General features: G+C 58.7%; 14 protein-coding genes. 2 read left to right on the top strand and 12 right to left on the bottom strand.

Annotated features, from left to right (window positions below):
- Nucleotides 1–3 precede the first annotated feature (3 nt).
- Nucleotides 4–672, bottom strand: a complete 669-nt coding sequence (locus HMPREF2935_RS05020; protein ID WP_062040853.1) for an SDR family oxidoreductase — start codon at nucleotides 670–672, stop codon at nucleotides 4–6.
- A 38-nt stretch (nucleotides 673–710) separates the two neighbouring features.
- On the opposite strand from HMPREF2935_RS05020, the gene HMPREF2935_RS05015 reads away from it, so the two are divergent.
- Together HMPREF2935_RS05015 and HMPREF2935_RS05010 are read left to right on the top strand one after the other, a co-directional pair.
- Nucleotides 711–980 (top strand): ACT domain-containing protein, encoded by a 270-nt coding sequence (locus HMPREF2935_RS05015; RefSeq protein ID WP_049062390.1) that lies wholly within the window; start codon nucleotides 711–713, stop codon nucleotides 978–980.
- A gap of 2 nt (nucleotides 981–982) precedes the next feature.
- Nucleotides 983–2347, top strand: a complete 1365-nt coding sequence (locus HMPREF2935_RS05010; RefSeq protein WP_070732227.1) for a PFL family protein — start codon at nucleotides 983–985, stop codon at nucleotides 2345–2347.
- Here the strand turns inward: HMPREF2935_RS05010 and HMPREF2935_RS05005 are convergent, their stop codons facing one another.
- From HMPREF2935_RS05005 to sufB, 11 genes are all read right to left on the bottom strand, one after another.
- A complete protein-coding gene (locus tag HMPREF2935_RS05005; protein ID WP_070732225.1) occupies nucleotides 2348–3442 on the bottom strand; it encodes an ATP-binding cassette domain-containing protein in 1095 nt (364 codons plus the stop codon).
- Entirely contained in the window at nucleotides 3433–4116 is a 684-nt protein-coding gene (locus HMPREF2935_RS05000; RefSeq protein ID WP_070732223.1) for an energy-coupling factor transporter transmembrane component T family protein, read from the bottom strand. Before HMPREF2935_RS05000 ends, HMPREF2935_RS05005 begins: the two co-directional genes overlap by 10 nt.
- Entirely contained in the window at nucleotides 4113–4862 is a 750-nt protein-coding gene (locus HMPREF2935_RS04995) for a glycosyl transferase family 9 (RefSeq protein ID WP_070732221.1), read from the bottom strand. Before HMPREF2935_RS04995 ends, HMPREF2935_RS05000 begins: the two co-directional genes overlap by 4 nt.
- 106 nt (nucleotides 4863–4968) lie before the next feature.
- Nucleotides 4969–5907 carry a nucleoside hydrolase gene (locus tag HMPREF2935_RS04990; RefSeq protein ID WP_061922389.1) on the bottom strand — a complete coding sequence of 313 codons (939 nt, stop codon included), beginning with the start codon at nucleotides 5905–5907 and terminating at the stop codon, nucleotides 4969–4971.
- Nucleotides 5908–5960: 53 nt separating this feature from the next.
- Nucleotides 5961–7592 carry an ABC-F family ATP-binding cassette domain-containing protein gene (locus HMPREF2935_RS04985; RefSeq protein WP_062040868.1) on the bottom strand — a complete coding sequence of 544 codons (1632 nt, stop codon included), beginning with the start codon at nucleotides 7590–7592 and terminating at the stop codon, nucleotides 5961–5963.
- Nucleotides 7593–7714: 122 nt separating this feature from the next.
- Entirely contained in the window at nucleotides 7715–8122 is a 408-nt protein-coding gene (locus HMPREF2935_RS04980) for a metal-sulfur cluster assembly factor (RefSeq protein WP_070732220.1), read from the bottom strand.
- Nucleotides 8123–8572, bottom strand: a complete 450-nt coding sequence (gene sufU / locus HMPREF2935_RS04975) for a Fe-S cluster assembly sulfur transfer protein SufU (RefSeq protein WP_061922380.1) — start codon at nucleotides 8570–8572, stop codon at nucleotides 8123–8125.
- Nucleotides 8572–9816 (bottom strand): cysteine desulfurase, encoded by a 1245-nt coding sequence (locus HMPREF2935_RS04970; RefSeq protein WP_070732219.1) that lies wholly within the window; start codon nucleotides 9814–9816, stop codon nucleotides 8572–8574. Before HMPREF2935_RS04970 ends, sufU begins: the two co-directional genes overlap by 1 nt.
- A gap of 8 nt (nucleotides 9817–9824) precedes the next feature.
- Nucleotides 9825–10583 carry a Fe-S cluster assembly ATPase SufC gene (gene sufC / locus HMPREF2935_RS04965; RefSeq protein WP_061922373.1) on the bottom strand — a complete coding sequence of 253 codons (759 nt, stop codon included), beginning with the start codon at nucleotides 10581–10583 and terminating at the stop codon, nucleotides 9825–9827.
- A gap of 29 nt (nucleotides 10584–10612) precedes the next feature.
- A complete protein-coding gene (gene sufD, locus HMPREF2935_RS04960; RefSeq protein ID WP_062040877.1) occupies nucleotides 10613–11794 on the bottom strand; it encodes a Fe-S cluster assembly protein SufD in 1182 nt (393 codons plus the stop codon).
- Nucleotides 11795–13240 (bottom strand): Fe-S cluster assembly protein SufB, encoded by a 1446-nt coding sequence (gene sufB / locus HMPREF2935_RS04955; protein WP_061922366.1) that lies wholly within the window; start codon nucleotides 13238–13240, stop codon nucleotides 11795–11797.
- Between the last annotated feature and the right edge of the window lie 9 nt (nucleotides 13241–13249).

The raw sequence follows: 13249 nt of genomic DNA, 5'->3' as shown, positions 1-13249 counted from the left end.
GGCTTAAATGCTGCTGACTGGATTCTCGCCATCGATGAAGGCCAACGGGCTAGCCGGAAGGCTCTCGCGGCCAACAACTTCAGTAATCACCTCGGCAACCAGCTCACGGCTAGTCTGGCCGTGAGGATTCGTATCCTCGATTACCTCGATGCCGGCCGCTGGCTCTTCCGTAAGCGCAGATGGGCCGAGGATGACATAGTTCAGTTCAGAAGAATTCAGGCGGTTGTCTACTGCCTTCTTTGACTCAACGTAGGCGTACCAAGACTCATCATTGGGATCGGTCTCGTTGTGCGTTGCGCCAACGTAGGAGATCATCACGTAATCAGGTACCTGTTTGCCCTCTGCTTTGAGCAGCTCTAGGGCGTCGATAGTTGCCATTGCGCCATCGCGATCTACAGCCCAGGTAAGGTCTGCGCCGCCACGGCCGCCGTTACCGGCACCCCACACCACGGTGTCGAAGTCTGCGAAAAGCTCAGCCCATTCTTGGGCGCTGGTCTTTGTGATGTCCTTTAGCACTGCGGTAGCGCCTAGGTTTTCAATCTCCTCCACTTGGGACTCGGAGCGGATCAGCGAATGAACGTTGTGGCCCACTTTTAGCATCTTCGGGGTGGCAAGCAGACCGACCTTTCCGTGTCCGCCAATGTAAAGTACCTTCTTTTTCGTTAAAGTCATGGCCCCCACCGTACGTGAAGAGCGATAGAATTTAATCCATGATTGCCATTATGACTGTTACCGGTGCGGATAGCACCGGAATTATCGCTTCTGTTACAACCAGTCTCGCTGAACTTGGAGTCAACATCGTTGACGTCTCCCAGACCTTGATGTCTGGCTTCTTCACCATGATTCTGCGCGTGGAATTTGATGAATCTGAGGTTTCGATCCAACAGATTCAAGAGCGCATGAATAAGGTGGGCGAAGACATCAACCAGTCCATCCGTGTTCAATCCGAGGCGCTGTTTACAGCGATGAACGAGATCTAGATATGCTCAATCGCTTTAATACCGTAAGTATCCTCGACACGATCGAGATGATCGATAAGTACCGTCTCGATATCCGTACCGTCACCATGGGTATCTCGCTGCTTAGCTGCACGCGCTCTTCTATGGACGCTACAGCACAGGCTGTCTATGACTTGGTCACCGAGCGAGCCAAGCACTTGGTGGAAGTCTGCGAAGGCATCGAGCAAGAGCTCGGCATCCCGATCGTGAACAAGCGAATCTCGGTGACCCCGGTCAGCCTGATCGTGGATGGTGTCGACGGCAACCCGGTCGTGGTAGCCAAGGCCCTGGACCGTGCCGCAGCTGAGACCGGCGTCAACTTCGTCGGCGGCTACTCTGCTCTCGTGGAAAAGGGCGCCACCACCGCGGAAAAGAAGCTCATCAATTCGATCCCTGAGGCACTGTCCACCACGGAGCTCGTGTGCTCCTCCGTAAATATCGCGTCCTCCCGCGCGGGCATCAACATGAATGCCGCCAAGCGCATGGGCGAGGTCATCAAGGAGGCCGCCGAACTGACCAAGTATCAGTCGGCGATCGCCTGCGCCAAGCTGGTGGTCTTTGCAAACTCCGTGGGCGACAACCCGTTCATGGCGGGTGCCTTCCACGGCATCGAGGAACCGGATTGCGTGGTTTCCGTGGGCGTTTCCGGCCCCGGCGTGGTTGACCGTGCGTTGGGCAACCTCGAGGGTGCCACCCTGGATCAGGTTGCCGAGGAGGTCAAGAAGGCCGCGTTTAAGATCACGCGTGCTGGCCAGCTCGTGGGCAACATGGCCTCCGAGCGCCTTGGCGTTCCTTTCGGCATCATTGACCTTTCCCTGGCACCGACGGCCGAGCTCGGCGACTCAGTGGCACACATCCTCGAGCACATGGGCCTTGACCAGGTCGGCACGCACGGCACTACCGCCGCGCTGGCGCTGCTTAACGACGCAGTGAAGAAGGGCGGCATGATGGCGTGTTCCCGCGTCGGCGGCCTTTCGGGTTCCTTCATCCCGGTCTCCGAGGACAAGGGCATGATCGACGCAGTGCGTTCCGGTGCCATCTCCATGGACAAGCTGGAAGCCATGACCGCAATCTGCTCGGTCGGCTTCGACATGATTGCGCTTCCTGGCGATACCTCTGCGGCAACTATTGCCGGCATGATTGCTGATGAAGCCGCCATCGGTGTGATGAACCATAAGACCACCGCGGTCCGCGTTATTCCAGTACCGGGTGCCAAGATTGGCGACGAAGTCAACTTCGGTGGTCTGCTCGGATACGCTCCGGTCATCCCGGTCAACACCGTGGGCAACTCTACGTTTGTCAATCGCGGCGGCTTTATCCCGGCACCGGTCCACGGCTTCCGAAATTAATCAGCAGTGTAGAGCTAGAGAGGTGACCTGCGCATAAGCCGCAATTTCTTCTACGAAACGAGGTTCATGGCAGGTCACCACGAGGGCTGCTCCCCTTGCTAAAGCGTGGTGCATGAGCCGGTGCACCCACGTTGTGCCCCGGGCGTCGAGAAGCGTGTCTGGCTCATCCAACATTACGACCTCGCGCCCCTGCGCCACCACGTGGGCAATCTGTGCTACGCGTAGCTGGGACATAGAGACGTCCAGCGGATGATCATCGAAGGCAATCTCGGCGGAAAGCTGCCTCAAGAGTTCTTCGGGTAGAGTCCCTTCCCCGATCCACTGGGCGATGGTGGGTTCAATAATCTGATCTAGCGGCGACTGTAAAGCCAGCGATGTGCTCGCATGCACAGGAGCATTTCCGTCGAGGCCGGCCATCGCGCGCAACAGCGTGGTTTTGCCGGAGCCGTTGTCGCCGCGCAGCCACAGCACGGCGCCGTGCTGCAACCGCAAATCCACCGGCCCTACCGTGAAAAGCTTGGAGTCCACAGGTTTCAGGTTCCACCACCGCCTGCGCCTGCCACCGCGCTTGGCTTGAATACCGTCTAGAACGATTGCCTCACCAGACGGAACAATCGCTTCCAGTTCTTGGCCGTCCTGCGCGAGCATCTGCATCTCGTGCTCGACCAACACCACGGCTGTTTGATCCAACTTTCCTAAGTAGGCCGCGATGCGTTCGCGGGAATGCGCGTCTAGGCCGGCCCATGGCTCAACAATAATCAGGATTTCCGGTCGCGCTATGGCGACTTGTGCCAATGCGAGCCGACGCGTTTGACCGCCCGACAGCGTGGCGGGATTGCGGGTGCCATCAAGGTCGACATCGCCAAGCGTGGCGTCAACACGCTGGGCCATCTCCTCGCACTGCCTGCCTTGGTTCTCCAAGGCCAAAGCCAGTTCCTCACGCACGGTATCGCGCAGAAAAGTAACGTGCGCAGCCGCAAAGGAACCAATGACAGTATTTACGCCTAACTCCCGCGCGAGTTCCTGTGCCACTTCATCGGCGTTTTCCTCAAAAGCGACCCTCAAGGTGTGGATTTCACCAGGTTTTAGCTCCATATCACCGCTCCCAAGATGCTAAATACTGGCAAGGTCCAGCGCAATACTTGCTGGAACTTACTATCTGGTACGGGGACCAGCACTGTACGTTTGCCCGGGGTATCGAAGCCAATGGCTCCCAACGCATGCCCGCGGCTTGCGCCTTGGGTAAGCAAGCGTGCGATGACCGGAATGATGACACGGGGTGCAACATTGCCCAAGTGAATCTTCGCCCCGGCGAGGCGGTTAGCATCGCGTACTGCGGCCACCGTTGCAGCACCCTGCGGCAATGATTGGAGCGACGCCCCCACAACATATGCGGCCTTGTGTCCAAACCGCGAGGTTTGCAGCCATTTGGCTACGTCACTTACCTTTAGTGCTGCCGCTGCAGCGAGGATGCATCCCATGAGCGTGGCGAATCGCAGCGAAAGCTCAGCTGCAAGCCACAGCCCGTCACTGGTTAAAAAGGGCGCGAGGCGATTATCACCATAGGGCGCATGGATAAGCACCATCGAGGCGGCAGCGGGAAGCGCCAATACCGCGGTGGTCGCTACCACGGAGATGGAGCGTGACCAGATGGTGCCGCATATAAGCCATACGCTAAGCAGCACAAAGCTAAGCCAGGGCTGGTTGATCGCCACGACGAGAAACCACGTTGATGCGGCCGCACTGAAGATAGTTGCGGGATGAATCATAGCTGAGGGCGCAGCGATTCCAGGGTGCGCTTGGGCAATGCCTTGACGGTGGCCCACACGATCAAAAACACGATGATCTTATCGAGCGGATCGGAGATAAAGGACTGCAACGTCACCGATGCGAGTAGAGAGTTTCCCAACTCGCGGAAAAGCGAGACCACAGCGCCCGTACCCAGGCCGGCTGTTCCTCCATAAACGAAAGCCGCAACCGGTGCCGCAAGCATGCCGGAGATGATGCCGATAACAGCACCAGAAGCAACAACGCGCCACCACTTCTTAAACGCGCCGTGGGAAATAGCCCACCCGGAAAGGTACCCAGTAGCTGCAGAAACGGCCGCAAACGGAAGTGCTGCGGGATTGATGAGTCCCCACACCACCGAAGACAACGTGCCCGTGGCAAGGCCTGCGATTGGCCCGGCAAGAGCGGCTACGAGGATCGTGCCGACCGCGTCCAAATACAAAGGCACTCCGATAGAACCGATGATCTCGCCTACCACGATGTTTAAGACCAGAGCTACTGGAATGATCGCGATAGTACGGGCTGGAAGAACAGGCAATGTGCCTGCCAACAAAAGCACGGCACCGCCCACATAGCCGCCCAAGGTAATGAGTGCCTCGGTCGAACCGGCTACTGATTCCCAAGAGGTCGCACGCACGAGGACCAGATAAATCCACGTCGCTGCAACCAAAAGGCCGCCGGCCAGGACCATAGCCTTGCGCGCAGGCGTTAGAGATAACTGTGACATAAAAAGAATTCTCCAGATAAAAGAAATGAAAGAAGGAAAAGCAAACGGATCTGCTTTGGATTTAATGCCCTATGTCACCTCGGGCAACGCACCAATAATAGGCAGACTAGGCGTGCTTGCTCAAAATCCGCGCGGCGCGGAGAAACTCAGCATGCGCGCCGGGGATATCCACGGCCTGCACGAGCCGCGCATTATGCGGCAGATCCCAATGCCCACGCAAGTCCGCGACGCTGGTTCCTCGCATCAACTGTGAATCCGCTTCGACCGCCACGGTGGTCTCTTGCTTTAGGTAGTCCACGCGCTCGAGCGCAATCATGCACGTTAAAAGGTCATGGATTTGTGCTTGGTATCCCTCGCCCTGCGCGCGGTGAAACTCGAAGTAAAAACGGAGGATCTCCGGAAGGTGCGCCTTCACGGGGTGCTCCCCCAACTCCTTCATCAGCGCCTCCAGGCGTGGTGGATCGATGAGGAATTGCTCGGTGACCTCCAAAGAGCACAAGGTAGCGTTGACTGTTTCGCGCTGGAGAGCATCAAAGAATTGCTGTGCCGCATGCGGGTCCACCCAGAAATTCCACTCGGCCGTGGGTGTGGTATTGCCTCGATAGTTAATCGCGCCGCCCATAACGCTTACCTTGGAAAATCCTGAAGTGCCGGCCAAGGCGGCGTTTGTTAGCGGGCCGGTGACGACGAGCTCGGCCCGGGCGTCGGCTGCGGCCTGCCAAAGCTCGCGCCAATCGTGGTGCGGCTCAAACTTCGGCGCGCTGACATAACCCAAACCGGCAGCGCCATGAGTTTCAGGTGTGGTCACCAGCTCCGCCTCGAGCGGGACGGGATGGCCCGGCGCAACGGGAACGCCGCCCAGCCCGCAGACCTGCAAGATGAAAGCAGCATTGCGTGCGGTGGTCGAAACATCGACGTTGCCGGCCGTGGTAGTCACTCCCACCAGCTCAATCTCGCCGGCGTGATGCAGCCCCGCGAGATAGAGCAGGGCCAAGGCATCATCAATGCCTGGATCACAATCGATAAAGACCTTGCGTGCTGCCATCTGCTTTCCTCTCTATAGGTCCTTTTAACCTTGGTGTGGAATAGGCCAACGAACTAGGCTAGCTCGACGATCTCCATGTACTCGTCGCTCCACATGTCTTCGTCGCCATCAGGCATGATGATCACGCGCTCCGGCTTTAGGGCCTTAACCGCACCAGGGTCGTGCGTGACCAGGACGACCGCACCGGTGTAAGTGGATAGCGCATCCAGGACCTGTTCGCGCGACTGCGGGTCCAAGTTGTTAGTAGGCTCATCCAGCAGCAAGACGTTTGCGCGCGAGGAAACCAGAGTTGCAAGCGAAAGACGCGTCTTCTCACCACCGGATAAGGTACCGGCGGGTTGCTCCAGCTTGTCGCCGGAGAACATAAAGGCACCGAGGAGGCCACGGAGATCCTGTTGGCCTGCGTCCGGGCAGGCTTCAATGGTGTTCTCCCACACGGTCTTGTTCGGGTCGATGTTGTCGTGCTCCTGCGCGAAGTAGCCGATACGCAGACCATGGCCGGAAACAATGCCGCCCTCACCGTCGGTGCGTTCTACTCCCGCAAGCAGCTTCAGCAACGTGGTCTTACCGGCACCGTTGTAACCAAGAACAACCACGCGGGAACCCTTGTCGATGGCAAGGTCGACGCCAGCAAAGACTTCCAAGGAACCGTACATCTTGGTAAGACCCTTAGCGTTCATCGGGGTCTTGCCGCACGGCGCGGGCTCAGGGAACTTAATGTGCGCGACCTTGTCGGCCACGCGCACCTCATCGAGCTCGTTCATCATGCGATCGGCGCGCGCAAGCATTTGCTTAGCCGCAGCAGCCTTGGTGGCTTTGGCACCCAGCTTCGCCGCCTGTTTCTGCAGGGCGGAAGCCTTCTTCTCCGCATTGGCACGCTCACGGCGGCGACGTGCCTCATCGGTAGCGCGCGCATCCAGGTACTTCTTAAAGCCCATGTTGTAGACGTCTGCTTCAGCGCGCACCGCGTCAAGGAACCATACCTTGTTGCAGACTGCCTCAAGCAGATCCACATCGTGCGAAATCATGATGAGGCCGCCCTCGTGCTTGGACAAGAATCCGCGCAGCCACGTAATGGAGTCAGCATCCAAGTGGTTGGTTGGCTCATCCAGCAGCAAGGTGGTTTGGGACTTACCAGAGCCTGCCGAAGCCGCGAACAATATCTGCGCCAGCTCCACACGCCTGCGCTGACCGCCAGACAGGGTCTTCAACTTCTGGTCGAGGATGCGCTGCGGCAGGCCCAAGTTATCGCAAATCTGCGCGCACTCGGAGTCTGCTTCGTAGCCACCCAACGAGTGGTACTCCTCCTCCAAGCGGGAGTATTTGCGGATGGCTTTGTCACGGAACTTCTCATCCGTGGCAGTCTCCATCAGCTCCTGCTGCTTTGCCATACGGCGCTTGATCTCGTCCAAACCGCGGGCGGAGAGAACGCGCTCACGGGCGGTGATCTCGATATTGCCTTCGCGGGAGTCCTGTGGCAGGTAACCAATGGGGCCGGAACGCGTGACAGACCCGCCATAGGGCTCGGTCTCCCCTGCCAGGATGCGCATGGTGGTCGTCTTGCCCGCACCGTTGCGTCCGACCAGCCCGATGCGGTCGCCCGGCTGCACACGCAGGTGCTGGCCAGGGGCGTCGAGAAGCGTACGTGCGCCCACGCGCACCTCGAAATCATTGGTCACAATCACGAGGAAACAGTCTATCAACCGGCGCTAACAGGTCATAGCTGAGCCAAAACCAGAAAACAAGATAAGTCCCGCGGCCATTCGGCAGCGGGACTTATCAAGATGTGGAAGTTTAAGTTGCTCGCCTAGACTGCGAAGCCTAGGGCCTGCAGCATTTCGCGGCCTTCCTCGGTGATCATGTTCGGGCCCCATGGCGGCATCCAGACCCAGTTGATCTGGACGGCGTCGGCAAGCTTATTGCCCACAACAGCCGCCTCGACCTGCTCGCCGATGACATCGGTCAGCGGGCACGCCGGCGAGGTCAGCGTCATGTTGATCTTGGCGGTCTCCTTGCCGTCGACGTCCTCGAGCCAGACATCATAGACCAAGCCCAAGTCCACGACGTTGATGCCCAGCTCTGGGTCAATCACGTCGCGCATGTACTCGGTGATATCAAAGGCCTTGGCAATCTGCTCCTCGGTCTGCGGTGGACGCTCACCGCAGCCGGAAAAGTTGGCGTTGGAATCCTGATATGGATCTACTGGTTCAGACATTTATTTCTCCAGTTCATTGAGTGCTTCCATGGATGCGGCCTGAAAGGCCTTCCATCCGAGCAAAGCGCATTTGACGCGGGCGGGGAACTTGGCGACGCCGCCGAAAGCAACGCCGTCTCCAATGATCTCATCGTCGCCCTCGATTTCTCCGCGGGAGGTGACCATCTTTTCGAACTCGTCGAGCTTCGCGCGCGCTTCATCCAAGGACTTGCCCACGATCTCCTCCGCCATGACGGAGGTGGAGGCCTGCGAGATGGAGCAGCCTTCGGCATCGTAGGAAACATCCTTTACGGTCTTGCCGTCCTCCGAAAGCTTCACGCGCAAGGTGATCTCGTCACCGCAGGATGGGTTGACGTGGTGAACCTCGGCCTGGCCTTCACGCAAGCCCGCGAATTTCGGGTTCTTATAGTGGTCCAGGATGACGTCCTGATACATCGAATCTAGATTCATTACTCCACTCCAAAGAATTCGCGTGCTGCCTTGACGGCCTCGATGAGCTTATCTACTTCTTCCTCCGTGTTGTAGAGGTAGAAGCTGGCGCGCGCAGTTGAATTGACGTTGCCCGCACGGTGCAGCGGCCACGCGCAGTGATGGCCGGTGCGGATCGCGACGCCGTGGGCATCTAGGACCTGGCCCAGATCGTGCGGATGCACGCCATCGACGACGAACGAGACCGCACCACCGCGGCTTTCGGTATCCTTCGGACCCACGATGTGCAGGCCAGGGATTTGCTGCAGGCCGTCCAGAGCGCGGGCGGTGAGTTTTTGCTCATGCGCATGGATATTGTCCATGCCGATTTCAGACAAGAACTTCACTGCTGCACCCAAGCCAACTACCTGGCTGGTCATTTGAGTGCCCGCCTCAAAGCGAGTCGGCGGCGCGGCGAAGGTGGTCTCATCCATCTTCACGATTTCGATCATCGAGCCACCCGTTAGGAAAGGCGGGAGCTTTTCCAGTAGCTCAGCCTTTCCGTACAGGGCACCGATGCCGGTCGGACCACACATCTTGTGGCCTGAAAACGCAGCGAAGTCGACGTCGAGCGCGTGAAAATCCACTGCCATGTGTGGCACGGACTGGCAGGCGTCGAGGACGACCAACGCGCCGACCTCACGGGCGCGGCGCACCAGCTCGTCGACGTCGGCCACCGCGCCGGTGACGTTGGACTGATGGGTAAAAGCCACTACCTTGACGGAATCATCGAGCTCGAGGGAGTCGAGATCGATGCGGCCGTCTTCGGTCATCGAATACCACTTCAGCTGCGCACCGGTGCGCTGGCACAGTTCCTGCCATGGCACGAGATTGGCATGGTGCTCCAGCTCGGTAATGACCACGGTGTCGCCCTCGCCCACGTACAGATCGCCTGCGCGTTCGTCGGAAAGCACGTAGGCAACCTCGTTGAGAGCCTCAGTTGCGTTCTTGGTGAACGCAATCTCATCACGATCTGCGCTCACGAAAGCCGCGATGGCTTGGCGAGCGGACTCGTAAGCGTCATCAGCCTCCTCCGCCAGCTGATAGGAACCGCGGTGGACCGGAGCGTTCGTGCCCAGTACGAACTCCTCCTCCGCCTTCCACACTGGCAGCGGACGCTGGGACGTAGCTCCCGAATCGAGGTACACCAGCGGCTTATCGTCGCGTACGGTGCGGCTCAGGATCGGGAATTGCTCCCTGATGGCAGAAACGTCGAAGTTAGACATTGTCCTTCTTACTTAACGAATTGGTCGTAACCGGACTCTTCAAGCTGGTCAGCCAGCTCAGCGCCGCCGGTCTTGATGACCTGGCCGTTGGCGAAAACGTGGACGAAGTCCGGCTTCACGTAATTGAGGATGCGCTTGTAGTGGGTAATCATCAAGATGCCGCCGTTGGTCTCCTCTTGGAAGCGGTTGATGCCCTCGGAAACAACGCGCAGAGCATCGACGTCCAGGCCGGAGTCGGTCTCATCCATGATTGCGAACTTTGGCTTGAGCAGATCGAGCTGCATAACCTCGTGGCGCTTCTTCTCGCCACCAGAGAAGCCCTCGTTGACGGCACGGTGTGCGAAGGACTTATCGATGGAAAGCTTCTCACGTGCCTCGCTAAGCTCCTTGTTCCATTCGCGCAGCTTCGGAGCCTCGCCGCGCACAGCGGTGACGGCAGAGCGCATGAACTGCGCCATCTTCACGCCCGGAACCTCGGTTGGGTACTGCATAGCCAGGAAGAGGCCAGCGCGTGCGCGCTCATCGACTTCCATCTCGAGGACGTTTTCGCCATCGAGCAGGATCTCGCCCTCGGTTACTTCGTACTTCGGGTGGCCAGCGATGACGTAGGACAAGGTGGACTTACCGGAGCCGTTCGGGCCCATGACTGCGTGGGTCTCTCCGGACTTGATGGTCAGGTTGACGCCCTTGAGGATTTCCTTGGCCTCGCCGTCCTCCTCGTTCGGGAGGACCTGCGCGTGGAGATTCTTGATTTCCAGGGTAGACATTGAGTTAGACCTGCTTTCGGGGATTGTTTCTAGGCGTTGATTTTTTCGAGCTCGTCAATGACGCGGGTTTCTAGATCCTCGCGCAAGGACTCAACTGGAATGCGGGAGATGACCTCGGAGAAGAAGCCGCGGATGATAAGGCGGCGTGCCTCTGCAGCCGGGATACCGCGGGACATCAGGTAGAACAGCTCGAGGTCGTCGAAGCGGCCAACGGTTGCGGCGTGGCCAGCACCCACGATTTCGCCGGTCTGGATCTCCAGGTTCGGGATCGCATCGGCGCGAGCACCCTCAGTCAGGATGAGGTTGTTGTTGGTCTCGTAGGTATCGGTGTTGGTGGCATCCTTGCGGATCAGTACGTCGCCAACCCAGCAGGTGCGAGCCTCAGCACGGCCAGACTCGGCGGAACCGTCAGCATGGGTTTCACCCTGCAGAGCACCCTTGTAGAACACGCGGGAGCGGCAGTTCGGTACTGAGTGGTCAACGAGCAGGCGGTTCTCGAAGTACTGGCCTGCATCGGCGAAGTAGACGCCGAGCATCTCTGCGTCGCCGCCTGGAGCGGTAAAGGCAACGCGTGGAACGATTCGCACGATTTCGCCACCGAAGATGGCGGTGTTGTGGCGCAGAACAGAATCTCGACCCACGGAGGCGACCTGGTGGCCCAGGTGTACCGCGTTGTCTTCCCAGTCAGCGTCGACAACAACGGTGACGTTGGCGCCGTCGCCGACGATGAACTCAACGTTGTCAGCGTGGGTGCCGGAACCGACATACTTAAGCACGACGGTGGCCTCTGCGTGGTGGCCCACCTGGATGGAGGTTGCACCGAAGGAGGTCACACCCTCACCCGCGCCAGTGATGGTGATTTCCACTGGCTTATCCAGCTGAGCCTCAGCATCGATGGTGACCAACTGCGCCTCTGGCATGGAAGACCATGCCTGGGCTGCAACGCGGTCTGCAGGAGCACCCGCCTTGCCTAGGCGGGAATCGTCGGCAGCGATGGTCTCGGAGCTAACGCCTTCCGGTGCGCTGACAGCAATCTTCTGCGCTACCGCCGGAGCGAACTCGCCGTTGTGCAAGCCACGCAGGTTACGCAGCGCAATAAAACGCCAAACCTCGTCGCGACCGTGCGGTACTGGGAAGTCCTCCACATTGAAAGACGTGAACTGATCGCCCTTGGTGACGTCAGCCGGATTGAATTCGTTAGATGCGACCACTTAGCCCACCGATCCTTCCATCTGCAGTTCAATAAGGCGGTTGAGCTCGAGGGCGTACTCCATCGGAAGCTCCTTCGCGATTGGCTCCACGAAGCCGCGCACGATCATCGCCATTGCCTCCTCTTCCGCGATGCCGCGGGACATGAGGTAGAACAGCTGCTCTTCGGAAACCTGGGACACCGTTGCCTCGTGGCCCAAGGTCACGTGGTCATTACGGATGTCGTTATACGGATATGTATCGGAACGCGAATTGTTGTCCACGAGCAATGCGTCGCACTCGACGTTCGCGGTGGAGTTGGATGCGTTCGCGTTGACCTGCACCAGGCCGCGGTAAGCCGCGCGGCCACCGTTGCGGGCGACGGATTTAGACACGATGTTGGAGGAGGTACGCGGAGCCATGTGCAGCATCTTGGAACCGGTGTCCTGGACCTGATCCTCGCCAGCGAAAGCCAGAGAGAGAACTTCGCCCTTGGCATGCTCGCCGGTCAGCCAACAAGACGGGTACTTCATGGTGACCTTGGAACCGATGTTGCCATCGACCCATTCCATGGTGCCGCCCTCTTCCACCTTTGCGCGCTGGGTAACCAGGTTGTAGACGTTGGTGGACCAGTTCTGGATCGTGGTGTAGCGGCAACGGCCGCCTTTCTTCACAACGATCTCGATAACGCCGGTGTGCAAAGAATCGGAGTTGTAGATAGGAGCGGTACAACCCTCGATGTAGTGAACATAAGCGTCCTCCTCAACGACGATGAGGGTGCGCTCGAACTGGCCCATGTTCTCGGTGTTGATGCGGAAGTATGCCTGCAGCGGAATATCCACGTGCACGCCCTTTGGAACATAGACAAAGGAGCCGCCGGACCAGCAGGCATTGTTCAGCGCGGAGAACTTATTATCGCCAGCCGGAATGACGGTGCCGAAGTACTCCTGGAGAATTTCCGGGTACTCGCGCACTGCGGTATCGGTATCGACGAAGATAACGCCCTGGGCCTCCAGGTCCTCGCGAATCTTGTGGTAGACAACCTCAGACTCATACTGCGCAGCAACGCCGGAGACCAGGCGCTTCTTTTCTGCATCCGGGATACCCAGCTTGTCGTAGGTCTCCTTGATATCAGAAGGAAGATCGTCCCAGGTCTGCGCCTGCTTCTCAGTGGAGCGCACGAAGTACTTGATGTTGTCGAAGTCAATAGCGGAGAGATCCGGGCCCCACGTTGGAACCGGCTTCTTGTTAAAGATGCGCAGCGCCTTCAGACGGGATTCCAGCATCCACTCCGGCTCGTTCTTCTTCTCAGAAATATCGCGGACGACGTCCTCGCTGAGTCCTCGGTGAGCTGCCTGGCCCGCTTCGTCGGAATCGTGCCAGCCGTACTCGTAACCACCGATGGAAGAGATGATCTCGTCATCACTCATCTTGGTCTCGAGGCCTGGCGCCGGTTGTGCCTGAGTCATAACCCGCTC

This window comes from Corynebacterium sp. HMSC076D02, assembly GCF_001813815.1.
GTDB lineage: Bacteria > Actinomycetota > Actinomycetes > Mycobacteriales > Mycobacteriaceae > Corynebacterium > Corynebacterium simulans.
Note: the sequence above shows the minus strand (reverse complement) of the source record. Positions and strands in the feature narration are given on the sequence as shown.

Coding starts and splice junctions, on each gene's coding strand:
- HMPREF2935_RS05005 (WP_070732225.1), bottom strand. CDS start 3,442: ATGGAGCTAAAACCTGGTGAAATCCACACCTTGAGGGTCGCTTTTGAG.
- HMPREF2935_RS05020 (WP_062040853.1), bottom strand. CDS start 672: ATGACTTTAACGAAAAAGAAGGTACTTTACATTGGCGGACACGGAAAG.
- sufB (WP_061922366.1), bottom strand. CDS start 13,240: ATGACTCAGGCACAACCGGCGCCAGGCCTCGAGACCAAGATGAGTGAT.
- sufC (WP_061922373.1), bottom strand. CDS start 10,583: ATGTCTACCCTGGAAATCAAGAATCTCCACGCGCAGGTCCTCCCGAAC.
- HMPREF2935_RS05015 (WP_049062390.1), top strand. CDS start 711: ATGATTGCCATTATGACTGTTACCGGTGCGGATAGCACCGGAATTATC.
- HMPREF2935_RS04970 (WP_070732219.1), bottom strand. CDS start 9,816: ATGTCTAACTTCGACGTTTCTGCCATCAGGGAGCAATTCCCGATCCTG.
- HMPREF2935_RS04980 (WP_070732220.1), bottom strand. CDS start 8,122: ATGTCTGAACCAGTAGATCCATATCAGGATTCCAACGCCAACTTTTCC.
- sufU (WP_061922380.1), bottom strand. CDS start 8,572: ATGAATCTAGATTCGATGTATCAGGACGTCATCCTGGACCACTATAAG.
- HMPREF2935_RS04990 (WP_061922389.1), bottom strand. CDS start 5,907: ATGGCAGCACGCAAGGTCTTTATCGATTGTGATCCAGGCATTGATGAT.
- HMPREF2935_RS04995 (WP_070732221.1), bottom strand. CDS start 4,862: ATGTCACAGTTATCTCTAACGCCTGCGCGCAAGGCTATGGTCCTGGCC.
- HMPREF2935_RS05010 (WP_070732227.1), top strand. CDS start 983: ATGCTCAATCGCTTTAATACCGTAAGTATCCTCGACACGATCGAGATG.
- HMPREF2935_RS05000 (WP_070732223.1), bottom strand. CDS start 4,116: ATGATTCATCCCGCAACTATCTTCAGTGCGGCCGCATCAACGTGGTTT.